Below are 26,023 nucleotides of genomic sequence, written 5' to 3'. Positions count from 1 at the left end.
CTTTTAGCATTGTACTTCTTTCTTGGCGGTGAATCAATTGAATTATTACATTATTATTCTGATGAATACCATCCTTATCACAACAATTACAGGGATCAAGCCTGTTGTTTCTTTATATGCCTACTCTTTGGGGCTTTCCCCTCAAGAAATCAGCATGATTATTGCTAGTTCTGCTATCTGCCCGGCCTTATTGGCTTTACATATTGGCAAATGGATTGATCATATAGGAACACGTCCCATGGTGATCATAGGGAACGTTATGTATTTAATTTCGTTATTAGTAAGTGTCATATTTCCATCTTTTTTCATTTTTTTAATCCAGCTTGCGATGGTTGGTATTGCTTCTACCTGCCTAATGCTTGCCTTGCAGAAGAGAATTGGTAACTTAGGAGGCGACATCGATCGGACGGTGGCTAACTATAGTCTGTTTGGATCAGTTGGCGCAATGATTGGCCCCATTATTAGTTCCTTTCTGTATGATCACTACGGGTACCATATTTGTATCTTTTTTAATATGTTAATCATTGCTATCGCATTGTTCAGCGAGATGGGTATGAGGAATTTAAACGAAGAGAATATGCAAAAAACGGTTGAGAACCAACAAAAAAATTTGGAGAGCAGAGAATCAATTTGGACCCTCATGCGAAACCGTGATTTAAGGAATGCGATTCTAATTGGAGGATTGATCTTTTCCTATAGAGAGCTGTTTAGCGTGTACTTTCCTTTGCTTGCCGACAATATGGGTATTAGTCCAACAATGACAGGGATTCTCCTCTCATTCTGCGGTCTGACCATGCTCGTTATTCGGTTTACCCAAACGTCTCTCGTTCGCTCTTTTGGCCGCATGAGAATCCTTACAGGGTCTCTTTTCGTTACTGGTATCATTTATCTTGTCACTCCTTTTTCCTCTTGGATAGTAGTGCTTTTTGTGTTGGTTGGTATTTTAGGAGCTGGTTTAGGTCTAGCACAGCCTCTTAGCACTGCTGCGCTGCTGGAAGGATCCTTACCCGATCGTCATGGACAAGTATTAGGAGTTCAAATGATGATTAATCGCGTCTCCCAATTTGCCATTCCGTTCATCTTTGGAGGACTAGGCGGTTTGCTTGGGGTTTCCGCTATTTTTTGGGGTAGCGGGCTTGTTCTTACGGTCTTTGGTTATATAACACGCCCTTTGCCTTTGCAAGTGGATAAGACTAAGAATCAGAAACAACATTTGTAGTTGAATCAACAACGAAATTATACCTTAAATACCATATTTAAATCATATGGGAAGTCTATTTTATAGATATTAGTAATATGTTTATTCCTGTGCTAAATTTAAAATATACAGATTATTCAAAAATAATTTCACGAAATAAAAAATGAAAATTTTACTTTTAGGAGGATCACATGAAAATTTTGGTGCTGCTCAAGCAAACATTTGACACAGAAGAGATTATTGTACTCACCAACGGAAAAGTAAGCGAAAACGGAGTCAAATTCGTCATTAATCCTTATGATGAATACGCTGTCGAAGAGGCGGTGGCCATCAAGGAAAAACACGGTGGAGAAGTAACGGTTGTGACTGTAGGCCCGTCACGTGCTGAAGCTGCACTTCGTTCGGCTTTAGCAATGGGAGCTGATAAGGCGGTCATCGTGGATGATGAATCTGTTTTCGGTGATGAATATATGATTTCCAAAGTACTGGCTGCTGTTGCGAAAAGAGATAGTTATGATTTGATTTTAGGGGGATATATGGCGGTTGATGATGGAGCTGCTCAGGTTGGACCACGATTAGCCGAAGAGCTGGGGATCGCGCATATTTCTACCATTACGAATATGGAAGTGGATGGCAGCAAGGTAAAAGTGGAAAAAGATGTGGAAGGCGATATCGAAATCATTGAAGCGAGCATGCCTGTACTGGTCACTGCACAGCAGGGCTTAAATGAACCGCGATACCCTTCACTTCCAGGAATCATGAAGGCAAAGAAAAAACCAATCGAACGGCTTACTGCCGCAGAGCTAGGTTTAAACATTAAAGAGATTCTTTCGAAGACAGTAGTATTGGAACAATATTTACCGCAGCAAAAAACGGCCGGGAAAATTCTACAAGGGGAACTGCCATTACAGGTCTCTAAGCTCGTAGAAGTGCTGCGCTTTGAAGCAAAAGTCGTGTAATCATATCGGGATAATAACATTTAAGGGGGAAAGGCATCAATGAGTAAAGATGTGTTAGTTGTTGCAGAAAAACGAAATGGCAGTTTGAGAAATGTATCGTTTGAAGCACTTGCCGCTGCCCAAAAAATAGCGGCTGGCGGGAAAGTGACTGCGGTATTATTTGGCCAAGGGGACAACGGAGATGCGGGGCAGCTGGCTCAATATGGAGCAGATCAAGTCTACCTGGTTAACAACGAGGAATTGAATGCTTATTCAACGGATGCATTCTCGCAAGCGTTCACAGAAGTATTTCAAAACGTAAACCCGGACGCCGTACTGCTTGGTCATACAGCTGTAGGTCGTGATTTGGCACCAAGGGTAGCTGCACGTCTGGGACTTGGATTAGTATCTGATTGTACTGATATAGAAGTAAATGAAGATGAAGTGATTTTTGTTCGCCCGATTTACGCAGGGAAAGCGTTCCAAAAGAAAAAAATAACTGACGGAATCATTTTTGCTACTATTCGTTCTAATAATATCGCCAAAGGGAAACCTGATGCGGGTCGTACAGCAGACACGATTGAATATAAAGCGACCATAAAGGATATTCGCACGGTCATTAAAGATGTTGTAAGAAAGACAGCAGGCACCATTGATTTAACAGAGGCTAAAATTATTGTTTCGGGCGGCCGGGGTGTAAAGAGCGCAGAAGGATTCAACCCGATTAATGAATTAGCAAAAGCACTGGGAGCTGCTGTTGGTGCATCCCGCGCAGCTTGTGATGCAGGATACTGTGATTACTCAATGCAAGTAGGTCAGACCGGGAAAGTGGTAACACCCGATTTATATATTGCATGCGGCATTTCCGGTGCGGTTCAGCACTTGGCAGGGATGTCTAATTCCAAAATTATCGTAGCAATCAATAAGGATCCGGAAGCGCCGATTTTCCAAGTGGCTGATTATGGAATTGTAGGAGACTTATTTGAAGTGGTTCCAATGTTGACTGAAGAGTTCAAGAAAGTTCCAGTATAAAACAAAAGAGAAAGGGGAAACGAACATGGCTAATATTCTATCGGGTCTTACAGTTATTGATGTGACGCAAAACGTTGCGGGCCCATTTTGTTCACAAATGTTAGGCGATTTAGGAGCGACAGTTATCAAGATTGAACGACCGGGACATGGAGATGATACGAGGCATTGGCATCCACCATTATGGGGAGGGGAATCTTCCACCTTTCTGGCATTAAATCGTAATAAGAAAAGCCTTTGCGTCGATCTTAATCATCCAGAGGGGCAGAAAATAGTCCAACAATTATGCGAGACTGCAGACATCTTTATCCATAGCTTAAAGCCTGGAAGTGAGGAATCTCGCGGACTCGGTTATGAGCATTTATCCGAAATCAATCCTTCTTTAATATATGCGGCTATTAGTGCGTTCGGAGATAAAGGGAAAATGAAAAACAAGCCGGGCTACGACCCACTTATTCAAGCATACAGCGGCATTATGAGTTTGACAGGAAATGCGGGTGACGACCCAGCTCGCGTCGGTGTATCCATTGTGGATATGGCAACAGGTATGTGGTCTCTAATTGGTATACTAAGTGCCCTTCACCAGCGCAACGAAACCGGTAAAGGCTGCAAAGTAGCAAACAGTCTGTTAGAAACGGGAATTGCATGGGTCACATTACAACTTTCCACGTATATGGCATCCGGAAATCTTCCGAAGAAGATGGGAACGGGAATGGCCACGACAGCACCTTATGAAGCTTTTAAAACCAAAGGGGATCAATGGGCTATTATCGCAGCTGGAAACAATCGACTGTTTAAAAATTTATGTGCGGCGCTTCAAATGCCAGAGCTAGTCGAGGATCCTCGATTTGAATCCAATTCAACCAGGGTCCAAAACCGTAAAGAGCTTCATCGAATTATAGAAGAATGCACCCTGGGATATGAAGTGGACGACCTCGTCAACTTAATGGCGGAATACAATGTACCAAGTTGTCCAATCAATACATTGGATCGGGTGCTCCGTGATGAACAAGTGAATGCGCTCTCAATGATTAAACCAGTTGAAGATTTTAGAGTTTCTGATTTCCGAATGGTCGATCTTCCATTCCGTATCAATGAAGAACGAGGCAATCTTCAATCGTTACCTCCACTGCTAGGGGAGCATACGGATGAAATTCTTAACTCATTAAATTATTCAAAAGAATTATTGGAGCAGCTCAAGAGTAAGAGCATTGTTGGTTAGGAGGCAGCCATGACATTACCCCGACACGTTGAATTGTATGAGGTAGGGCCAAGGGAAGGCTTTCAATCGGAACCAAGTAAGATTCTAACCGAAGATAAAATTAGCTTCATTAACTCACTGAGCCAGACTGGACTCAAACACATTGAGGTTACTTCCTTTGTTAGTCCGAAATGGGTACCGCAGATGTCAGATGCAGAAATGGTATTAGCAAAGATTGATAGAGTGCCAGGGGTCGCTTATCGGGCGGCATATCTGAATTTAAAAGGGCTTGAGCGGGCGCTGGTCAACAACGTAACAATGGATGGAAGTCTTGTCCTATCTGCTAGTAATGCCTTTTCAAAGCGGAATATGAATAAATCGACGAGTGAAATGTTCGAAACACTGCCAGAATGGATTGAGGCCTATAAGAATGCAGGCATTAAGGTGAAACAGATGGGATTCATGGCTTCCTTTGGCTGCAACTTTGAAGGCTATATTTACTTAGACCATTTACTGGATATCATGGGAAAGGTTATTTCCTTAGCAGAAAGCTATGGAGAAAAGATTCACAAGGTCAAACTAGCCGATACAATGGGCTGGGCCAACCCGGAACAGATTAAGCGAACAGTTCGTGCCATTCAAGATAAATGGCCGGAACTTAATATACACTTGCATCTGCATGATACACGCGGACTGGGTCTCGCAAACGTTTACTCGGCGCTTTATGAAGGTCTGTGGGAATTCGATACGGCGGTTGCAGGACTCGGAGGATGTCCATTTGCTGAAGTGAAAGGGGCACCAGGGAATATCTCTACAGAGGATGTCGCGTTTCTATGCGAACAAATGGGCATCGATACAGGACTTAACTTGGAATCCTTGGTCGAATGCGCCAAGATGGCTGAAGAGATGGTAGGTCGTGAGCTCCCTGGGCATCTGTCTAAAGGCGGAGTCCTCTCTGGAATCAGGCCGCATTCGTGGATGCAGGTACAAGGATCATAAATTAATAGAAATAAATAATCGTAGATGATGGAGGAATATAAGATGGATTTTGAATTTACTGACTTACAGAATGATATTCGCGCTGGCGTGAGAGATGTTTGTTCACGGTTCGATTTAGATTATTGGAGACAATCCCATGAGGAAGGTACCTATCCGACAGAATTTGTAAAAGCGATGAGTGACGCGGGCTGGTTAGGGGCACTTATCCCGGAAGAGTACGGCGGTTCAGGGTTAGGTTTTACAGAGGGAGCCATTATCTTAGAAGAAGTCAACCGATCTGGCGGAAACTCCAACCAAGTTCATGCACAAATGTATACGATGGGTGCGCTTCTGAGACACGGCAGTGAGGAGCAAAAGCGCAAATACTTGCCGCAAATTGCAAACGGTTCCTTGAGGCTGCAAACCTTCGCTGTAACGGAGCCGGATGCTGGTACGGACACGACAAAAATTAAAACATCTGCTGTGAAGAAGGGCGACCGTTACATTATTAACGGACAAAAAATCTTCATCTCCCGCTTCAACAACACAGATTTGATGCTGCTTCTTGCTCGTACAACCCCGCTTGACAAAGTAGAAAAGAGAACACATGGCATCAGCTTATTCCTAATTGACACCCGTGACGTTGGAAACGGCATTGAATCAACTAAAATCTCGACGATGCTAGGCGGAGACACGAATCAATTGTTCTTTAACGACCTTGAAGTGTCAGAAGATTGTTTGATCGGTGAAGAAGGAAGAGGACTTTACTGCGTGATGGACGGAATGGTTGCTGAAAGGATTCTTGTATCCGGTTCCGCGCTTGGTAATGGTAAGTGGTTTATTGACCAGGCAGTCAAGTATGCGAACGAGCGTGTTGTATTTAACCGTCCAATTGGTCAAAACCAAGGCATACAGTTCCCGATTGCACAGGCGTATATGGAGCTTCAAGCTGCGGAGGCGCTTATGTATAAAGCAACAACTAAATTCGATAACAATCTGCCAGCTGGTGCAGAAGCAAATATGGCGAAGTACCTGTGTTCTGAGGCTGCTTATCATGCGGCTGAAGCGTGTATGCAAACGCATGGCGGCTATGCTGCAGCAAATGAGTATCACATTAACCGCAAGTGGATGCAAGCAAGAATGATGAAGATCGCTCCTATCTCTTCAAATCTGATTTTAAGTTATGTAGGCCAGCACGTGTTGAAAATGCCAAGATCATATTAAGAGAGATTCAAGAAAGGAGGGCGATTGGTGTGACTATAGTGAAAGAATCCTACGAAATGTTGAAGGTTGAATATAAAGGAGAAAACAACGAAATTCTGGTTGTTACGCTCAACCGGCCTGAAGTAATGAATGCGATGAATACTCAAATGCTCGAGGAAAGGCTAAGGCTGTTCCGCGAAGAGGCCTATAACGAAGATTTAAGATGCGTTGTCATCACCGGTGCAGGGGATAGAGCGTTTAGTACCGGAGGCGATTTAAAGGAACGCAACGGAATGAGCGACGGTACTTGGAAACGACAGCATCATATCATTGAGGATTTAGTTCTGTTAACACGGGATTTTCCGGTACCTGTTATCGCTGCCGTGGAAGGCTATGCCCTTGCCGGCGGCTGTGAATTGGCGCTGTCAACTGATTTTATTATTGCTTCAGAAACAGCTGTTTTCGGCTTGTCAGAAGCATTAAGAGGGATTCTGCCTGGCGGCGGAGGCCTGCAAAATTTAGCCAGAGCGATTGGCGTACGACGAGCTAAGGAGCTTATCTATACAGGCCGTAAAATTGATGCGGCATTAGCATACGAATGGGGTTTGGTTAACCGCGTCGTTTCAAAAGGAAAAGCTCTGGAAACCGCACTGGAATTAGCGGAAAAAATAGCAGAAACCGCCCCGATGGCAGTTCGAGCGGCAAAGGTCTCGATTAATAAAGGATCTGACACGGATTACCAAACTGCTTACGCTTTGGATATTGCCGCTTACAACCAGTTGGTAACATCACAAGACCGGTTAGAGGGAGTGGCAGCTTTCAATGAAAAGCGTAAACCAAGATGGAAAAATCAATAACTTGATGTCAAGGCTCACCGCCTTTATTACAGATATATCCTATGAGAAGCTTCTAGAGGAAATGGTGGAATTAGCCAAGCAGGCAATCATTGATACCCTTGGGGTGGCAATAGCCGGGTGGAATGAACCTGCCGTAGAAAAGGCTAAAAAGGTATATGTCTCCCAGGAAAGCGGGCTGGGTGGTGTCTCCTCTCTTTGGGGGGAGCCAGTGAAGGTGGATTGTGATAAAGCAGCCATCATTAATGGAACCGCTTCCCATGTGTTGGATTATGACGATGCTTCTGTTGGTGTCGTCATCCATCCCAGCGCTCCGATTCTGTCTGCGATAACGCCTCTTGCCGAAAAGCTGAAAAGCTCGGGTAAGGAAGTCATTACAGCCTATAGTATCGGAACGGAGGTCATGATCCGAATTGGGCAAGTGATGGGAATACGGCATTATAATCTCGGCTGGCATGCAACCGATACATTGGGCACGATTGGAGCTGCTGCTGCTGCTTCCTATTTGCTTCATCTCACTGAAGATCAATGCTCCCATGCCATTGCCATTGCTGCATCGATGACCGGAGGGCTGCAGAAGAATTTCGGCTCTATGACCAAATCGCTGCATGTTGGATTGGCAGCATCACACGGCATTCAGGCAGCCATCTTAGCTAATCAAGGCTTCACAGGGAATAAGGATATCTTTGGAAAACGCGGTTTTTTCATGGCATTTAGCGGCGGGGCGGACGAAGAGGAGCTGCAAAAGGGGATGGATTCCATCACTTTCGGAGAGCCATTCGATATGCTAGAAGGATTATCCGTCAAAAAGTTCCCTTGCTGCTTTGGTACACACCGCTTTATACAAGGAGCACTAGAGCTTAAAGACGAGCATCAGTTGAGCTTAGAGGATATAGATGAAATTGTGCTGCAAGCTCAGCCGAGAAGTCTCTTGCCTTTAGTTCATTCTCGACCTGTAACTGGATTACAAGGAAAGTTCAGTGCGGAATATACCGTATTGGCGGCCATAGCCGACGGACATGTGAGGCTGAGCAGCTTTGAAGACAATCAAGTGCTCCGTGCAGACATTCAGAAGCTAATTCCTGCGGTCAAGGTGTTGGAATTGCAGGAATCTGAGGAAGACAAGCGGCTTAATCGAAGATTAGCGGTAGAAATAAGAATAAAAACAACGAATGGACAAGTGTATGAAAAAAAGGTGCAACACGCACCAGGCTCCAAAGAAAAACCACTGAGTGAAGCAGAGCATCGAGAGAAGTGGATCAGCTGCCTGAGCCACTATGCTCAGTCTTCACTTCAACATAGCCGTATAGAGAACATCGCTCATGAGCTGTATGATCAAGGTTTGCGAATCGATACATTCACATGCTTTAGTGATTGGATAAACGAGATACACAACCAATTGAATGATTTTAATCAAAAACAGATGGTTTGATTCAATTAAGGAATCAAATGGAAGGAGTATCATAATGAAAATTGCATTGTTCAATGAAAATCGCTTAGGTGTTGTTGATGGCAGCAGCGTGACCGATATTACTGAATTAACAGATTGGAACAACGAGGAGCCGCAAGCTTCCCTAGTCAAGCTGATGAAAGAATTTGAGGCTTTGAAACCTAAAATTGAAGAAGGCCTGGGGTCTTGTCCTGTTTATCAAGTATCGGATGTGTCGCTTCGTGCCCCTGTGCCAAATCCGAGCAAAATCGTAGCAGCTCCTATTAATTATATCCTGCACAAACAAGAGATGAACACCGCTTTAACGGTGGACGGTCTTGGCTTTTTCCTCAAATCGCCTTCTTCAATTATTGGACCTGATCAAACGGTCCTGCTGCCGTTCAGAGACCGGAGAGTAGATCATGAAGCGGAAATTGCCTTCGTAGTGGGTAAGGAGGCCAAGGATGTAAAGGCGGAGGATGCGTCTAAGTACATCTTCGGATACCTTGCCTTAATGGACATTACGGTCCGTGGTAAGGAAGATCGACCATGGCGTAAATCCTTCGACACCTTTACTCCAATCGGTCCATGGATTGTGACGGGTGACGAAGTGGAAAACCCGAATCAACTGCAGATGAACTTGTGGGTAAACGATGAAATCCGACAATCAGCCAACACAAGTGATCTCATTTACGATTGCTATAAATTTTTTGAGGCGGCTTCCAGTGTAATGACGCTGCTACCGGGGGATATTGTCACGACTGGAACACCAGAAGGAGTGGCTCCAATTTCAAAAGGCGATACCGTACGGATTCACATTGAAAGAATCGGTGAATTTTCTGTAGAGGTTGACTATAAACCGGGCATTTGATCAGTTTATTTTGATAAGAGGTTAAGTAAATCATTAGACGAGTTTGATACTGCCTAATTGACTTTATTGTTACTGTACGTTAATTACGAAAGTGGGGAAGTAATATGTCGGAACATAAATCAAATCAACAATGGACACCAGAATTGCTGGAATTCTACGAGGAGCTGAAGGATCAGAATATGGGGCCCTTATGGGCGTCCGTATTTAGCTCATCACAGCCAAAGCCGCGAGCGATCCCCTATTTGTGGAAAAAGAATCAGATTCTCAAAGCGTTGGACAAAGCAAAGGAGCTGCTCGAGGTAGGTACTGGATCCATTGATCGGCGAGCTGTATATTTAATCAATCCTGGTATGAAGAATTTGGAGCCACACGGATGGGGCGGGGCAACGCAAACGCTGTATGCTGCCGTTCAAGCTCTTAATCCTGGGGAAATTGCCCCATCTCACAGGCATATGACTTCAGCGCTGCGGTTTATTATGGAAGGTCAGGGCGCTTCCGGTATTGTGAACGGTGTGAAATATCATTTCGAACCGGGGGACTACGTCATTACGCCGGAGTGGTGCTGGCACGATCATGTAAATGAAGGAAACGAAACGGTGTTGTGGATGGACTGTTTAGATATCCCTTTCACTTCGGCATTGACAAGTTCCTTCTTTGAACTGTATCCGCAGGAGCAGCAGCCGGTTGAGTTTCCTGATGATTACGGCACAAAGCGCTATGCAGGCGGGATGGTACGGCCGATTTCGGATCGTAAGCCATCACCTGCACCGATCGGACGGTACACATGGGATTTAACGAAACAAGCACTAGATGGACAAAGTGAATTTGTTCCTGATCTATTCGACGGGTTCGCAGTGGAATATATCAATCCTTCCACCGGCAAAGACGCAAATGGAAGGATCGGCGCCAGAATGCAGAAACTGCCGATTCAATATAAGGGAAAAGCGCATCGCCATATGCACAGCTCGGTTTATCATGTACACAAGGGACGCGGGTATACGGTAATGAACGGTGTTCGTTTTGATTGGGAAGCGGGCGACTTCTTCGCACTGCCGGCCTGGACATGGCATGAGCACGTGAATACATCGGAAACAGAAGAGGCATTTTTATTCTCTACGAATGATCTGCCGATTTTGGAGCCTTTTGGCTTTGAAAGAGAAGAAGCTTATACAGAAAATGGCGGTTATCAGGAAATCTTATCCGTTTTTGAGACTGAACACTCAGATGTTATAGCAATAGATTAAAAGAATAATTAACCAATTTACTAGAAGGGGTGATTATGTGGGAGAAGTTAAAGAGGTTATCGTTGTAGGCGGGGGAATTGGCGGTTTAGCCGCTGCTTACGGTATAGCTAAATTAGGAAAAAAAGTAACACTGCTTGAGCAGGCGCCACAGTTTGGTGAGGTGGGTGCAGGTTTACAGGTAGGTCCAAATGGCCTGCGGGCGTTGGATGCTTTGGGAGTCCTAGAAGAAGTCAATAAGTTGGCGGTGTTTCCTCGCCGTCATGTGTTCATGGACGCGTTAAGCGGCAAGGAGCTGTCGGCTGTTCAATTTGGAGAATCATTCCGTGAGCGCTTCGGGTATCCATACATTGTTATCCATCGTTCCGATTTGCATAGTGTCTTACTGAAGGCTTGCCAATCTCTAGATAATGTTTCATTCTTAACCAATCATAAATTGGAATCCGTTAAAGAATTCGCCGATTATGTAGAATTACGTTGTGAAAACGGAGCGGTACTGCTAGCGGAAACAGTAATCGGTGCTGACGGTATCCGTTCGATGACACGTAAATTAGTAAGTCAAGCAGAGCCAATTATCTCTCAGTATGTGGCATATCGCTTTACCGTTCCGATGACAGAAATGACGATTGATATCGATTGGGACGAGAAATTAACGTGGATCGGACCTGGTATTCATCTAGTACAATATCCAGTACGTCATAAGAGTGTAATTAATCAGGTAGCTGTGTTCAAAAGCTATAAATATAATAAGGACTCCGATGATTGGGGAACAGCGGAGGAACTCCATCAGATGTTTGCAGATAGCTGTTCGACCATTAAAGAATCCCTGAAGTTTGCAGATCGCGGTTTGATCACAAAGCTGTTTGATATCGAACCGTTGGAAAAGTGGTCAACCAATCGCGTTACACTGCTGGGAGATAGTGCTCATGCGATGCTGCAATATCTTGCACAAGGGGCTTGTCAAGCACTTGAAGATGCAGTTTGTTTAACGGAAAAAATACGTGCGAACGGCTCAAATACAGCGAAAGCGTTGGACGAATATCAACAAGAACGTATTCCTAGAACGGCGGAGGTACAGCGTGGGGCAAGGACTTGGGGAGAAATCAAGCATGCAGAAGATTCGGTTACAAGACTTCTTCGTAATACAATCATGCTGAACCGTTCAGCAGACGATTACAAATATTTAGATTGGTTATACAAAGAGAGAGTGCTTACCACTGTTTAAAATTAAGCAGGCAGGTTCTAACTCAACTATTTCAAAGGCTATATTCCTTTATACATTCTAGGATATAGCCTTTAAGTATACTTCTTAATAAAATGATTTGATTATATAAATTCAAGGGCGTGATTACATGAAATCTATTAAATCGAGAGGTCCCTTAGAGGGTATCCGCATTCTTGATCTGTCAACGGTTATTGCTGCCCCCTATGGTGCCGCACTTCTTGGTGATTTTGGGGCAGAAGTTATAAAAATTGAGATGCCAGAGGTCGGCGATCCATTGCGGAATCTTGGCCCCTATTATAAAGGGGAAGGATTAAGATGGCCGGGCATGTCTCGGAACAAGAAATCAATTACGTTGGATTTGCGACAGGAAGAGGGGAAGGAAATTCTGCGGAAGCTGGTTAGCAAATCGGATATGGTCATTGAAAACTTCCGAACCGGTACACTGGAAAAATGGGGGATTGGCTATGAAGAGCTGAAGAAATACAATCCTGATTTAGTCATGATCAGGGTAACTGGCTATGGACAGACCGGACCTTATTCACACAAAGCAGGGTTCGGTACACCCGCCACAGCCTTCAGCGGTTTTACATATCTGCATGGATACCCTGATCGACCGCCGATTAGCCCTTCTTTTTCCTTAGCCGATTATGTAACGGGAATTTATGTCGCTTTTGCAGCGGTTACAGCCTTGTATCACAGGGATTGTCAAGATGAAGGAACAGGTCAGTACGTGGATGTCAGCTTATATGAATCTATGTTCAGAATGATGGAATTTTTGATAACAGATTATGATCAAACTGGCAACATTAAGGAGAGATCACCAGGTTTGAGCGGTCACTCAGCACCTGCAGGAAATTTCCTCACTAAGGACGGACAGTGGATTATTTTGGTTACGAGCTCCGACAAGACCTTTGAACGTTTGGCAAAAGCCATGAATCGAGAAGATATGCTGACGGATGAACGCTATCATACCAATTCAGTCCGATTGATGCGATTTGATGAAGTCAATGGGATAGTGTCTGATTGGGTGAAAACGAAAACAAAGGATGAACTGCAGCATCTCCTAGACGAATGCGGTGTACCGATGAGTCAAATCTACAGTATCAAAGATATTTATGAAGATCCTCAGTATCAGGCGAGAGAAAATATTGTTGAGGTTGAACATCCGCGTCTGGGTAAAGTCAAAATCCCTGGGATTGTTCCAAAATTTTCTGAAACACCAGGTTCCATCAGGCAAATTGCTCCGGATTTAGGCGAGCATAATGATGAAATACTAAAAAATCTCTTGGAGCTGGACGAGGAAACCATTGCTAGTTTAATAGAGAAAAAAGTGATATAAAGGAGTGTTCGAATTTGGCGAGTAATAGAGAGGTATTCATTACTGAGGTTTGTCCAAGGGACGGATTTCAAAGCGTTAGTGAATGGATTCCAACGGAAGAGAAAGTCAGAATTATTAATCAACTAATGGATTGCGGCTATAAACAGATTGAGGTTACTTCTTTTGTGCATCCCAAAGCAATCCCGCAATTGAAGGATGCAGATGAAGTGTTGAAAAGAATTAAACGCTCGGAACAGGTGAAGCTGCGGGCCTTGGTTCCAAATACCCGCGGATTAGAAAGAGCCATAGCAGTTGGCGTAGATAAGGTGAAGCTGATGTTGTCTGCTTCCGATTCTCATAGCATAAGCAATGCAAACTGCAAGACGGAAGAGGCTTTTCAGAAGTTTGTACCGTTAGTCGAACTCGCAGAAAAAAGTGGCATGAAGGTGTCGGGATCGATTTCTGTTGCGTTTGGATGCCCTTATGAAGGTGAAATTCCGGTTGAACGTCTCGTGATGATCTGTGAACGATATCGTTCCTTAGGAATTAAGGAAGTTTCACTGGCAGATACAACAGGTATGGCAAATCCACTGCGAATTAAAAACAATGTTCGTGAATTAATGAGGAGATTTCCAGACTTCACTTTTTCCCTTCATCTTCATAATACGAGAGGTATGGCATTTGCCAATGCCGTGGCCGGATGGGAGGAAGGCATTGTACATTTTGACGGCTCTGCTGGCGGATTGGGAGGCTGTCCTTATGCACCCGGAGCGAGCGGCAATATAGCGTCTGAGGATTTGATTCATGGATTTGAGGAAATGGGGATTCATACCGGAGTTTCATTAAATGGCGTATTGGAGGCTGCCAAGGATATTCAGCAGAGTCTTCCTCAATATGTAGACAGTTTTGTACTGAAAGCAGGCAAATGTTCGGACTTATCCGCAAGTCCAATGACTCAGCAAAAAGTGGAGTTATAGTTAGGGAGAAATGGAGGATTACGAGTGTATCAGCAAAAGTTAAGTACTGCCAATGGATCGGTTACCATTTACAGTCTGCAGTTGTTGGGACAAAGTGGCTTTGTGAATGTGGATAACTTGCCATATACAACGAGGATTCTGCTTGAATCGCTCATGCGAAATCAAAGCAGAATCGGGCTTACAGAACAGGATTTGATCCGTGTGGCTTCAAGAAGCTCCAATGAATCGGTTGAAATCCCGCTTGTGCCCACACGAGTCATTATGCAGGATGCATCGGGTGTGCCAGCTTTAGTTGACTTGGTGTCGCTTCGTCAACGATTGATGGAGGAAGGAATCGATCCAAATCACGTAAATCCCGTTATTCCCGTTGATTTGGTTATCGACCATTCGGTCCAAGTTGATTACTTTGGATCGGCATCTGCCTTCTCAAAAAATCTTCATATAGAATATGAACGAAATCAGGAAAGATACAAGTTTTTAAAATGGGCTCAGCAATCATTTACTGACATTCGCGTCGTACCGCCAGCGAACGGAATCATTCATCAAGTAAATTTGGAATGTTTGACTAAAATTGTACAATTATCAAATCAGAATCATGAGAGAATGGCCAATCCCGAAATGGTAATTGGGACGGATTCCCATACCACAATGGTGAATGCATTAGGTGTGCTGGGCTGGGGGGTTGGAGGAATCGAAGCGGAAGCAGCCATGCTGGGTATACCTGTCAGTATACCAGTACCTGAAGTGGTGGGAGTCGAAATTACTGGGCAATTAAATGAGGGAGTTACAGCGACGGATGTTGCCTTAACGATAACTCAGCTTCTAAGAAAGCACAATGTCGTGGGTAAATTTGTTGAATTCTTTGGTCCTAGCTTAAAGCGTCTTTCCCTCCCCGATCGGGCGACCATATCAAATATGGCACCAGAATACGGGGCAACCTGCGGCTTCTTTCCGGTTGATGAAGAGACGTTGAAATTTTTGCGTATGACGGGCAAACAGGATGAGGAAGTCGATCTTGTGGAGCGATATTGTAAAGAACAAGGACTGTTCCATATATCCGATTCCAGTAGGAATAGAAAAGCTTATTCCGACCTTTTGATGTTTGATTTACAGTCGGTGGAAGCGAGTGTTTCTGGCCCGAGGCGTCCGCAAGACAGAATGCCGCTTCGCGCGGTGAGACAATCGTTTCCCAAATCCCTTTCTCCTAACGAGGATAACACTATAAATATCAGGAGCACACCATTAAAAGATGGATCCATCGTGATTGCAGCCATCACAAGCTGTACGAATACATCAAACCCCTTCAATATGATAGGTGCAGGTCTTTTGGCCAAGAAGGCGGTGGAGAAAGGCTTAACCGTACCAAAAACCATTCAGACTTCTTTGGCACCTGGTTCGAAGGCGGTAACAGCGTATTTGCAAAAAGCAGGGTTGCTGCCATATTTGGAAAAGCTGGGATTTTATCATGCTGGTTACGGATGTGCAGTATGTGTTGGCAACAGCGGCAAACTGGATGAAAAAGTAGAAAATGCGATTCAGGAGCATGATTTGACGGTAGCTGCCGTATTAAGCGGAAACCGTAATTTTGAAGGACGCATTCACGCCTTAGTCAAAGCTAACTATTTGGCCTCTCCTCCTTTAGTCATCGCCTTTGCTATCGCAGGCACCATAGATATTGATTTGGAGTCCGAACCGCTGGGTCGATCTGCATCGGGCAAAGAGGTCTATTTGAAGGATATTTGGCCGAGTTCCGAGGAAATTACTAGCTTGATAGATTCCACGATTTCATCCGATGTATTTCTCGAAGCCTACGAAAATGTGTTTAAAGGCGACGATAGATGGCAGGATCTAGAATATGATGATCATCCGATTTTTAGGTGGGATGATCGGTCCACGTACTTTAAAGCATCTCCTTTCTTCAAAGCAGAGATCAAAGAATACCAGCCAGGAGATATTCCCCTAGCCAGAGTTTTGTTAATGCTTGGTGATTCCGTTACAACAGACCATATTTCGCCGGTCGGCCACATTCCTTATGAGAGTACTGCCGGACAATACCTTCTTCAGCATGACGTCGAACCCGCCGACTTCAATTCTTACGGTTCGAGACGAGGAAATCACGAGGTACTTGTCAGGGGGACTTTTGCCCATCCGAGGCTAAAGAATAAACTAGTAGAGAAAACAGGCGGTTTCACCCTCTATGTACCGAGCGGGGAAGAAATGGATGTCTATTCTGCCTCCATGATTTACCAACAGGAAAATACGCCGCTGATCATCTTAGCCGGTAAAGACTATGGGATGGGGAGTGCAAGGGATTGGGCTGCTAAAGGCACTTATCTGCTCGGCGTTAAGGCAGTCATAGCGGAAAGTTTTGAACGCATCCACCGCAGTAACCTGGCCATGATGGGGATTGTGCCCCTTCAATTTATGCCTGGCGAAAACTATGAATCGATGAATCTGAACGGCCTAGAGACCTATTCTATCATAGGGTTGAACGAGCCGCTCAGTCCGCTTCAAAAGGTGAGGGTCGAAGCCATTAAACCGGATGGCTCAAGGACCGCGTTCCAGACAGTGTTGCGTTTGGATACCCGCATGGAGATTAAGCTATATTTGAAAAAGGGTGTTTTTCAAAATATCCTAGACCAATGGGTAGAGAGATTAGAAGTTTAGAATATCAAAGTTTCTGAGATTAAAGCTGGTCAATGGATTGTAGTTTATGGTTGTGGTGGATTAGGAAACTTGCTATCCAATTTGCTAAACATGTGTTCAATGCTAAAGTTTTAGCAGTAGATATTAATGATGATAAGTTAGTACTAGCCAAAGAATTAGGTGCAGATATAACAATCAACCCTATTACACAAGGGGAAGTTGATAAAATTATTCAAGAACAAGTTGGTGGAGCCTATGCTGCAGTAGTCGCAGCAGTTTCTAAATTAGCATTTAACTCAGCAGTTAATGCAGTACGTGCTTATGGTAAGGTAGTCGTAGTAGGTTTATCATCAGAAACTATGGATTTAAATACGGATTGGCAGTGGTACATTGGACTTTAAATAATTGCATATTCACGTCTCTCTTTGATTTTAAACAGCACAAGTGTAACTGCTAGTGTAAAATATTTTTTCTGTTTCAACCAACGTTGGTGCGATTTACTTAGTAAATATTAAAAAGGTTAATCTAAATCTTTACGAGTCCCAACTAATGATCCGACTAACTTCAATACCATCAAGTACAAGTCGTGGAATATTTAAATCAAGAGGCTGGGCCACATGTCTATGACTATTGGCTCCAGCCTCTTTTAATCCTATTAATTCCTTTATAAGCCTGAGGGTAAATTTCAGCCAATTCCGTTACTAAGGAAGTTAAAAACGTAGTTGGCGGCGTATTCGGTATGGAAATCGTAGACGAAGTCATTATCGAAGGTCACGCTGCAATGCCGGCACAAGCAGAACAGATTATTGCTGAAGGTTTAGAAAAAGTAAAAGAAGCAGCATAGAAATTATCACCAGTAGCTGTTTAATTATTGACGATTTAAAAAAGGAGCTTGGTTTTCAAGCTCCTTTTTTTAACGTGTTTTAATTGGCTGCTGAGTAAAAAAATTAATCAAACGTTTGATTAAACATACTAATTGACTTTATTGGTTCCACCAAACGCAATGCAATAGTGATCAGGGTCCACAATGGCTAATTCTTTCCACGGACCGCAGCCCCATCAATCCAGGGTTCGATGATTATTCTAGCACCCTTTTCTTTAAATTCTGCATAGAGTTCATCGAGTGCAGTCCAGTTCTCTACATAACAATAAACATCTGGGGCAGTTTGAGTATATCCTCTTGCGGTCTTATTTGGTCTAACATCTTCAGGAGAATTAGCTTGAAGTAATTTAATCCCTAATCCAGAGAAACCATCACGAATCACCCACCATTCAGTTACCTCGCATCCAAGAATTCCCTATAATATTGTTTTGATTCTTCTAGATTTGAAACGAGTAATACTTTTAGTGAACTGTGGATTTGTCTTTGAATCAAAATAAACTACCTTCTTTCACATGCATTATGCTGCCAGGAATCGGCTATTCCACACAACAATTGATATGCAGAAAATGATGTAGATATTCTGCATATCAATTATAACTTTATTAAAAGTGTACATTTTGTCAAGCTTAACAAAACGGAGACTATTAGGTTTGATTGGACCATGAGCCTCTTTTCGCTTTTCCTAACTAAAGTGTGTTATTATTTTCCATAATAAATAGTAGGAAAGGATGGACAGGATGTCAATCGAAAGTGTAAAAGCCCATTTCAGGCAATGGGACAGAGAACAAGATGTAATGGAATTTGACACATCAAGTGCAACAGTGGATTTAGCAGCCGAAACAATTGGAGTTATTCCGGCCCGCATTGCAAAAACTTTATCATTTAGAGGAGAAGGTGAAAAAGCCCTTTTGATTGTCGCTGCCGGAGATGTGAAAATTGATAACAAAAAATTTCGCCATACCTTTGGGTTCAAGGCCAGAATGCTGACTCCGGAAGAAGTGCTGGAGCAGACCGGCCATGCAATCGGTGGAGTTTGCCCATTCGGATTAAAAGATGAACTAGATGTTTACTTAGATGTCTCCATGAAAAGGTTCGAGATTCTTTTCCCAGCCTGTGGCAGCACCAATTCAGCGATTGAACTAACGAATGAAGAGATTTATCGCTATTCATATGCTAAGGAATGGGTGGATGTTTGTAAAGGTTGGGAAGAGTCTGAGCATGTAGAGAAGGTTGGTTAAAAAACAAATTAATATGTTTCGCTTGCGTTCGTCCAACCTAGTAAATGAAACAAAGAAGCTTTAGGATAAGGTTAACTTATTCTAGGCTTCTTTTTTTGGAAGAAGAAAGATTTTAAAAACTTCCTAACAGGTGACATCGTCTAAGTATAGGAAGGAGAGTGAAAGTGGTGGAAGAAATGATAATCGAGGGAACGGCCATAGAAGATAAAGAACTCATCATTGATGAAATTATGAATCAGTATGGACAAGAGATTCTGCAGCTGGCGTATTCCTACGTAAATAATATAGCGATTGCGGAGGATTTAACTCAAGACATCTTTGTTAAATGCTATAAAAACCTCCATACATATAGCGGAAAAGCAAAATTGAGAACCTGGTTGTGGCGGATTGCCATTAATCATTGCAAGGATTTTCACAGAAGCTGGTATCAAAAGAATGTGGTTACAGCAGGTGAAGAAATACCAATCCACGGTACGAATAAGGAACTGGTCGAGCAGACTGTCATCCAAAGAGAAGAAGATGATGAATTAATAGCTGCGATTATGACACTCCCGATTATATATCGGGAAGTGATATACCTTTTTTACTACGAAGATTTGCCAATCAAGGAAATCGCTGCCGTAACAGAAACAGGCGTAAATACCGTTAAAACCAGACTAAGACGAGCTAAAGAACTTCTCAAGGAACGATTGGAGGAATAAGCGTGGAGGATCGTTTAAAGAATTTGAAGAAAGTAATGGATAAGAGAACATTTGCTGACTTAACTTTTTCAGAGGACCATCAAAAGGCAATACGCAGAAAAATAAATCAACAGGAAGAAAGCGATGAGGATATCTTACTTGCAGTCTTGCAGCTTCTTGTTCAAGAAAAAACAGGACATGAATTAACAGGGCTTCTTCGGGGACGGGGGATTCTGAAATTTGAAAACAACGAAGGTTTTTTGTATACCGTGTTACATCGGTTAGAGCAGTCTGGATGCATCCAAACCAACTGGGATGATTCAGGAGCTAAATATTATTGGTTAAAGGATAAAGGCAGGAAATTGTTAAACAAGGCAGAACAAAAGCAAACAAAAAGAAGATTTGTATTTAAGGAATTGCTAGAGGGGTGACTAGTTTATGTCGAATAATAAAAAACAAATTTTCTTAAATGAGGTCACTAACCAAATCCGATCAAAGGAAGCAAAGGCATACGTAGCAAATGAATTGAATTATCATCTAAAGGAAGCAAAAAGGATCTGGATGGAGAAAGGATTACCAGAAAGTGAGGCGGAAGAAAAAGCAGTCGAACAAATGGGAAGCCCTACAAAATTAGGTATCCAGATGAACAAGCTTCACCGTCCAAAGGTTGATTGGTGGCTGGTAATCCTGCTAACGACGACTTTAGGGCTTAGTTTCTTGCCAATGATATCTCTGGGTTACATGGAAAGCATCCACTTTTTAATCTATAAAATTCTTATTGTCCTGCTTGGGATTACTGCGACAGTGGGATTAATGCTGGCAGATTACCGAAAATGGAAAAAACGAGGATGGGTATTTTATACGGTGGGGAATTTGCTGTTGTTTAGCCTAGTGTTATTCTCTAATACAATGATAAATGGGGTGCCGCTGCTTAAGCTTGGACCTGTTACTATCGAAAGTCTGATGGCCTTACCGTTCTTCTATCTTGCCTGGGCTTCGTTTTTCAACAATGAAAAATTAAGAATTTGGCAATTTTTTTTATTGTTACTTAGCCCAATCCTTCTATTTCTAGCAGCGGCGAGTATTCCGACGGTCTATCTGTATGTTGTGATGGTATTCGTTATGCTATGGTGGAGTAAGTTTAGCAAGAAGGTAAAATTGATCATTACGGGTGGTACAATTAGTTTACTAATAATATTAGGCATTGTAGCTTGGCAATTTATTAAGCCTTATCAAATTGTAAGACTGCTAGTGTTATTTGAGCCAGAAAAGTATGCAGACAGTGCAGGATTCATGATTCTTAAAATTCAAGAACTGATGGCCAGCGCTGGATTATTCGGCTGGTTTGGTCAGCCTACACCAAAAAACTTTATTCCAGAAGCGCATACAAATTTTGTTTTTGTAAGCTTTACCTATTACTACGGCTGGCTTTTTGGAGCTTTGCTGATTGTGATTCTCTTGCTTTTTGCAGCAAGAATGATCGCCATCCAGCCAAAAATAAAGGATTCTTATGGGAAACTTCTTTTGATAGGAGGTGTGGCACTTTACGGCGTTCAGTTGGTAAGCAATATTGGAATGGTACTTGGGTTCTTCCCTATGACGACAATGTCCTTACCATTCATTAGTTATGGAGTAATGCCTACAATACTTAATGCAGTATTAATAGGCGCAGTGTTAAGTGTTTACCGCCGTAAAGATATGGTATTTACAAACTAATGAAAAAGAAGACCCTGATAACGGCCAGTTATCAGGGTCTTCTTTTGTAATTGACCTTATTTCAGTGGAATCCAAATTTCAGAATAATAATCAGAACTGGATGGATTTCCATTTGAGTAGACTTCTAAATCTGGGGTTCCCGCATGCTGATAATGGCTAGATGGAAACCATTCCGAGATAATTTGTTTCCAAGTATTCTGCATAGCATCCGGCATAGCTCCGTGTACTTCAAATATTCCCCACTTTGAAGCAGGAATCTCAAGTTCCAAAAGACCTTCAGGTGTGTCTCCCTTATGATCTGTACCAATCCAGTAATCCATTAATGGAGAACCAGCTGCGCGTTTATCGACACATACCCCTAGGACACCTTTAATTTGACCATTATTTAATTGAAATAATATATCATTTGTTCCATCAACATGGACATCATCCCACATTTTAGGTATCCCAGCTAAATTCTCTCCATTTTCGCATGAAAACTCGCGCTTTACCCCGACAACTTTAAAACTCTCTTTTTCCATGATTTTGTAATTCATAGGTTCGGCTCCTTTCAAATTTACCTGAATAGACATGCGGTTGTAAGATTTCAGCTTTCCTGTGTAATTACGTGCCTGACTTGGTGTGAACCCATGCTGTCTGCGGAAAGCTTTTGCAAAAGATTCGGGAGTGTCGTAGCCATATTTTAAGGCAACATCAAGAATCCTGCTGTCAGTAGTTGAAAGTTCTTGTGCAGCAAGTGTTAGACGTCTGCGCCGGAGATATTCACCAACAGTTATGTCTGTTAGTACTGAAAAAATACGTTGAAAGTGAAACTCCGACACATTTGCTTGTTTCGCTATACTTTCAATTGGAAGATCATCAAGTAAATGATCTTCCATATAATCGATTGCTTTCTGTAATGATTCTACCCATCCCATATCGCTCACTCCCTATGTACATAGTAACAACGGCTACGTTCTTAATCCTGTCATTTTCTGCTCTATTTTAACAGATAGTATTTTTTATTGATTAATATTTCTGTTAGTAATGATACTTTTCTGAAATATTTGTTAAAAACATTCTTTTTTTAGAAGGTTGTCAACCCTCTATTTTTATATAAATACCGGTTACGCTTCCTGAAAATGGAATAAAAGTGAATAAGGAGTAAATATTCTTAAACGCTTGCATTTTAATGGATAAATAAGGATTTGGAGCAATAAATAAGTATGGTAGTTTTATACCTGTAAAATCCTCCCTTAAATATGACAAAAATCGTATGTTACGATGAATTTGTTAAAAACAGCAAATGTAGGAGGAGTAATTAATGATTAAGAAAAAGGCTCTTTTAACCATAGCTGCTGCGGCTGCAGTCGTAATGGCAAATCCAGCATTAAATAAAGCAGAGGCTGCTAGTTATACTCCTGTTGTTCAGGAGAAGGTCTATGTATATCATGGATCAAATCTGAATGAAATTAATAGTGTAATAGAAAAATACCTTGCTAGTTTTGGATATAAATTTTCTGTTGAGCAGCCAGTCCAAACACAACCAACACAACCAGCACAAACACAGCAGCCTGCTCAATCAACGACTCCACAACCTGATCAGCAGCAACAGCCTGTGACAACAACACAACCAACTACAACCACACAAACGGCAAGTGCTTTAAATGCTTATGAGCAAAAAGTGGTCGACCTTACCAATCAAGAGCGTGCAAAGAATGGCTTACCTGCCTTTAAAGTAGATTTAACACTAAGCAAAATGGCACGTGAAAAATCACGTGATATGTCTGCAAATGGCTACTTTAGCCATACAAGCCCAACATACGGTTCTCCTTTTGATATGATGAAAAAATACGGAATCTCGTATCGATATGCAGGTGAAAATATTGCCATGGGTCAGCGAACTCCTGAAGAAGTGGTCAAAGCTTGGATGAATAGTGAAGGGCACCGCAAGAACATCCTTAGCCCGAACTTTAACTATATTGGTGTTGGGTATGTCGCACAAGGCAATTATTGGACTCAAGAGTTTATCGGCAAATAAATCAAATAAAAATAGCTTGGGGATAAATTTTCCCCGGGCTTTTTTAGTGCAATCTTTTATTTATTTTGCAGTGTTTGTAGACTTTTAGAAAGAAATGAAAATCACTAATCGACAAAAAATTTTCTAGGAAATAAATAAAGTTGGTTTACTAAAGGGGCTAAGCTGACTTTAATTAAACATTTGATTAACAATATTTCCTCCAAATTATGTCGATAAACTAGTAAAAATGTAAAGTAAAAAACAATAAATCGACATGTACCTGTAATTCCTTTGACACAACCCTTTGGTAACCTAGTTTTAAAATGCTGATTTTGGTTAGGAGACCATGAAATGAGAACGAGGAAAAGGCGGAGGCTTAACTGGCGAAATATAATAGGCTTGTTATTATTTATTCTACTTATTGCTGGTGGCATTTATGGGTTTACAGTCTATCATTCATTTAATAAGGCAGTAGCAACTATGCATGAACCTCTCGAAGACAAACAAAGTAAGAAGAAGCAGCCTGAAGCCTTAGAGAGGAAAGAACCATTTTCTGTTTTAATGCTTGGTGTTGATGAGCGTGAAGGAGATAGCGGACGTTCTGACACGATGATTGTGTTAACAGTAAACCCAAACAATAATTCTGTAAAAATGCTAAGTATTCCAAGAGATACGATGACAGAGATTGTCGGTAAGGGGAAAGAAGATAAGATTAACCATGCTTACGCATTTGGCGGAGTTCCAATGGCGGTAAATACGGTGGAGGAATTCCTTGATATTCCGATAGATTATTACGTGAAAATTAATATGGAAGGCTTTAAGGATATTATTGATACAGTGGGCGGGATTAATGTCGAGAATGATCTTGCTTTTAAAGTAGAAGAAAATAGTTTTCCTGCAGGTAAGATTCATCTGAATGGTGAGGAAGCATTAGCTTTCATCAGAATGAGATACGATGATCCGAATGGCGACTTTGGCCGCCAAGAACGCCAGCGCCAAGTGATTCAAGCAGTAATCAAAGAGGGTGCGAGCATCTCAAGCTTATCGAAAGCCCCGGATATCTTTCAAGCAATTGGCAGCAATGTCAAAACGAATCTTACCTTCGAAGAAATGATTAACATCCAAAAGAATTATAAAGAAGCTGGAAAAAACATCGAACAGCTGACCATACAATCAGAAGGAAAAATGATTGAAAATATCTATTATGGAATGGTAACTCTAGCAGAACAAAAGCGCATTCAGGATGAACTGAAAGCTCAATTAGAAATGAATACTGATAGCTGATTTTATTAGCTTAAAATTCCGATTAAAGGACTGGCGATTATCATAGCCAGTTCTTTTCTTTTTCTAAACCTGAATGGTTAACTATACAAAAGAAGGTTTTTATAATCCGAAATAGAAATATTTTAAGTACCTTTTAAATGGAGATGAAAGATATGTATATACCAAAACATTTTACTATCAAAAATGATGAAGTTATCTATGATTTTATTGATAAAAATAGCTTTGCTACATTGTTTTCCCAGCATAATGGAGAACCTTACGCCACTCATCTGCCACTCCTTTTGAATAAAGAGAAAGGTTTTTTGTATGGACATTTTGCCCGGCAGAACGAGCAGTGGAAGGATATCGAAAATCAAAATGTTCTAGTGATTTTTCAAGGCCCGCACTGTTATATTTCACCATCATGGTACGAGACCAATCAAGCAGTACCAACTTGGAATTATGTTGCGGTACACGTTTATGGAGAGCTGGAGATTGTCGAGGAAGAGAAGGAAGTATTTGATTCATTGGCAGACATGGTAAATAAATATGAAAAACCAGATAGCTCCTATCATTTAGAAAATGTTGATGAAAATTTTATTAAGGGCATGAGTAAAGGCATTGTAGGTTTTAAAATCAACATTAACAAAATAGAGGGGAAAGCCAAACTAAGTCAAAATCATCCGGCAGCTAGACAAGAACTAATTATTAAGCAACTAGAAAAAAGTACAGATCAAAATGATATACATATAGCACAACTTATGAAGAAAAATAATGAATAAAAGTAATGGTTGACTGTGTGGAGTACCACACAGTTTATTATTTAGGTGGGGGGGAGATATCTGTACAAGATTAGTGATTTTTCGAAGATGACCGGATTAAGCAAAGAAACGTTACGATATTATGCAGAAGTAAAGTTACTAGAACCTGCCTACATTTATCCCGAAAACAATTACCGCTATTATGATGATGGAAGCTACTTTTTAGCAATTCTCTTAGTGAAGCTTAGGAGATTTGGGTTTACGATACAGGAAATGATTTCTGTCATGGCAGCCACCCTCGATGTCGTGTTATATAGCTAGCGGCAATGAAGTGGCAACCAAATAACGGCCACCTTTTAATGCAATTTGCCTGCT

24 protein-coding genes and 2 pseudogenes are annotated in these 26,023 nt (G+C 42.0%); 24 read left to right on the top strand and 2 right to left on the bottom strand.

The window, feature by feature from the left end:
• Positions 1-37: 37 nt before the first annotated feature.
• The 16 genes and pseudogenes from ACIQAA_RS06985 to ACIQAA_RS06910 all read left to right on the top strand — a co-directional run.
• Positions 38-1,219 carry an MFS transporter gene (locus ACIQAA_RS06985; protein WP_402616820.1) on the top strand — a complete coding sequence of 394 codons (1,182 nt, stop codon included), beginning with the start codon at positions 38-40 and terminating at the stop codon, positions 1,217-1,219.
• 170 nt (positions 1,220-1,389) lie between these two features.
• Complete coding sequence (locus ACIQAA_RS06980) at positions 1,390-2,157, top strand: electron transfer flavoprotein subunit beta/FixA family protein (RefSeq protein WP_402616817.1); 768 nt, start codon at positions 1,390-1,392, stop codon at positions 2,155-2,157.
• A 39-nt stretch (positions 2,158-2,196) separates the two neighbouring features.
• On the top strand, positions 2,197-3,168 hold the full coding sequence (locus ACIQAA_RS06975; RefSeq protein WP_402616814.1) for an electron transfer flavoprotein subunit alpha/FixB family protein: 972 nt from the start codon (positions 2,197-2,199) through the stop codon (positions 3,166-3,168).
• A 25-nt stretch (positions 3,169-3,193) separates the two neighbouring features.
• Positions 3,194-4,387 (top strand): CaiB/BaiF CoA transferase family protein, encoded by a 1,194-nt coding sequence (locus ACIQAA_RS06970; protein ID WP_402616811.1) that lies wholly within the window; start codon positions 3,194-3,196, stop codon positions 4,385-4,387.
• A 9-nt stretch (positions 4,388-4,396) separates the two neighbouring features.
• On the top strand, positions 4,397-5,365 hold the full coding sequence (locus ACIQAA_RS06965) for a hydroxymethylglutaryl-CoA lyase (RefSeq protein WP_402616808.1): 969 nt from the start codon (positions 4,397-4,399) through the stop codon (positions 5,363-5,365).
• A 42-nt stretch (positions 5,366-5,407) separates the two neighbouring features.
• Entirely contained in the window at positions 5,408-6,568 is a 1,161-nt protein-coding gene (locus ACIQAA_RS06960; protein WP_402616805.1) for an acyl-CoA dehydrogenase family protein, read from the top strand.
• 29 nt (positions 6,569-6,597) lie between these two features.
• Complete coding sequence (locus ACIQAA_RS06955; RefSeq protein ID WP_402616802.1) at positions 6,598-7,404, top strand: enoyl-CoA hydratase/isomerase family protein; 807 nt, start codon at positions 6,598-6,600, stop codon at positions 7,402-7,404.
• Positions 7,370-8,833: an MmgE/PrpD family protein gene (locus ACIQAA_RS06950; RefSeq protein WP_402616799.1), complete on the top strand. Its 1,464-nt coding sequence runs from the start codon at positions 7,370-7,372 to the stop codon at positions 8,831-8,833. Before ACIQAA_RS06955 ends, ACIQAA_RS06950 begins: the two co-directional genes overlap by 35 nt.
• 34 nt (positions 8,834-8,867) lie before the next feature.
• A complete protein-coding gene (locus tag ACIQAA_RS06945; RefSeq protein ID WP_402616798.1) occupies positions 8,868-9,701 on the top strand; it encodes a fumarylacetoacetate hydrolase family protein in 834 nt (277 codons plus the stop codon).
• Between the two features lie 179 nt (positions 9,702-9,880).
• Positions 9,881-10,945: a cupin domain-containing protein gene (locus ACIQAA_RS06940; protein WP_402616796.1), complete on the top strand. Its 1,065-nt coding sequence runs from the start codon at positions 9,881-9,883 to the stop codon at positions 10,943-10,945.
• Between the two features lie 37 nt (positions 10,946-10,982).
• Positions 10,983-12,167, top strand: a complete 1,185-nt coding sequence (locus tag ACIQAA_RS06935) for an FAD-dependent monooxygenase (RefSeq protein ID WP_402616794.1) — start codon at positions 10,983-10,985, stop codon at positions 12,165-12,167.
• 127 nt (positions 12,168-12,294) lie between these two features.
• Positions 12,295-13,506, top strand: coding sequence for a CaiB/BaiF CoA transferase family protein (locus tag ACIQAA_RS06930; protein ID WP_402616791.1), 1,212 nt, complete (start codon positions 12,295-12,297; stop codon positions 13,504-13,506).
• A 14-nt stretch (positions 13,507-13,520) separates the two neighbouring features.
• On the top strand, positions 13,521-14,462 hold the full coding sequence (locus tag ACIQAA_RS06925; RefSeq protein ID WP_402616788.1) for a hydroxymethylglutaryl-CoA lyase: 942 nt from the start codon (positions 13,521-13,523) through the stop codon (positions 14,460-14,462).
• 24 nt (positions 14,463-14,486) lie between these two features.
• Positions 14,487-17,129: an aconitate hydratase AcnA gene (gene acnA, locus ACIQAA_RS06920; RefSeq protein WP_402616786.1), complete on the top strand. Its 2,643-nt coding sequence runs from the start codon at positions 14,487-14,489 to the stop codon at positions 17,127-17,129.
• A 3-nt stretch (positions 17,130-17,132) separates the two neighbouring features.
• Positions 17,133-17,479 (top strand): annotated as a pseudogene (locus ACIQAA_RS06915) (zinc-binding dehydrogenase); the annotation flags it as partial.
• A 338-nt stretch (positions 17,480-17,817) separates the two neighbouring features.
• Positions 17,818-17,952 (top strand): annotated as a pseudogene (locus ACIQAA_RS06910) (FMN-dependent NADH-azoreductase); the annotation flags it as partial.
• A 187-nt stretch (positions 17,953-18,139) separates the two neighbouring features.
• On the opposite strand, the gene ACIQAA_RS06905 reads toward ACIQAA_RS06910, so the two are convergent.
• Positions 18,140-18,373: a hypothetical protein gene (locus tag ACIQAA_RS06905; protein WP_402616783.1), complete on the bottom strand. Its 234-nt coding sequence runs from the start codon at positions 18,371-18,373 to the stop codon at positions 18,140-18,142.
• A gap of 355 nt (positions 18,374-18,728) precedes the next feature.
• On the opposite strand from ACIQAA_RS06905, the gene ACIQAA_RS06900 reads away from it, so the two are divergent.
• From ACIQAA_RS06900 to ACIQAA_RS06885, 4 genes are all read left to right on the top strand, one after another.
• On the top strand, positions 18,729-19,229 hold the full coding sequence (locus ACIQAA_RS06900) for a YbaK/EbsC family protein (RefSeq protein ID WP_402616781.1): 501 nt from the start codon (positions 18,729-18,731) through the stop codon (positions 19,227-19,229).
• A 176-nt stretch (positions 19,230-19,405) separates the two neighbouring features.
• Entirely contained in the window at positions 19,406-19,930 is a 525-nt protein-coding gene (locus tag ACIQAA_RS06895; protein WP_402617107.1) for a sigma-70 family RNA polymerase sigma factor, read from the top strand.
• A gap of 2 nt (positions 19,931-19,932) precedes the next feature.
• Positions 19,933-20,340 carry a PadR family transcriptional regulator gene (locus ACIQAA_RS06890; RefSeq protein ID WP_402616778.1) on the top strand — a complete coding sequence of 136 codons (408 nt, stop codon included), beginning with the start codon at positions 19,933-19,935 and terminating at the stop codon, positions 20,338-20,340.
• A 7-nt stretch (positions 20,341-20,347) separates the two neighbouring features.
• Positions 20,348-21,625, top strand: a complete 1,278-nt coding sequence (locus ACIQAA_RS06885; protein WP_402616775.1) for an FtsW/RodA/SpoVE family cell cycle protein — start codon at positions 20,348-20,350, stop codon at positions 21,623-21,625.
• Between the two features lie 56 nt (positions 21,626-21,681).
• Here the strand turns inward: ACIQAA_RS06885 and ACIQAA_RS06880 are convergent, their stop codons facing one another.
• Positions 21,682-22,542, bottom strand: coding sequence for an AraC family transcriptional regulator (locus ACIQAA_RS06880; RefSeq protein WP_402616772.1), 861 nt, complete (start codon positions 22,540-22,542; stop codon positions 21,682-21,684).
• A gap of 389 nt (positions 22,543-22,931) precedes the next feature.
• On the opposite strand from ACIQAA_RS06880, the gene ACIQAA_RS06875 reads away from it, so the two are divergent.
• From ACIQAA_RS06875 to ACIQAA_RS06860, 4 genes are all read left to right on the top strand, one after another.
• On the top strand, positions 22,932-23,645 hold the full coding sequence (locus tag ACIQAA_RS06875; protein WP_402617105.1) for a CAP domain-containing protein: 714 nt from the start codon (positions 22,932-22,934) through the stop codon (positions 23,643-23,645).
• 330 nt (positions 23,646-23,975) lie between these two features.
• A complete protein-coding gene (gene tagU / locus ACIQAA_RS06870) occupies positions 23,976-24,908 on the top strand; it encodes a polyisoprenyl-teichoic acid--peptidoglycan teichoic acid transferase TagU (RefSeq protein ID WP_402616769.1) in 933 nt (310 codons plus the stop codon).
• Positions 24,909-25,060: 152 nt separating this feature from the next.
• Complete coding sequence (locus tag ACIQAA_RS06865) at positions 25,061-25,669, top strand: FMN-binding negative transcriptional regulator (protein WP_402616766.1); 609 nt, start codon at positions 25,061-25,063, stop codon at positions 25,667-25,669.
• Between the two features lie 45 nt (positions 25,670-25,714).
• Positions 25,715-25,969 (top strand): MerR family transcriptional regulator, encoded by a 255-nt coding sequence (locus ACIQAA_RS06860; RefSeq protein WP_402616763.1) that lies wholly within the window; start codon positions 25,715-25,717, stop codon positions 25,967-25,969.
• The last annotated feature ends 54 nt before the right edge of the window (positions 25,970-26,023 follow it).

The sequence above is a fragment of the Neobacillus sp. NPDC093182 genome (assembly GCF_044754045.1).
The sequence above is the reverse complement of the archived record's forward strand: the minus strand, read 5'-3'. Positions and strand labels throughout refer to the sequence as shown.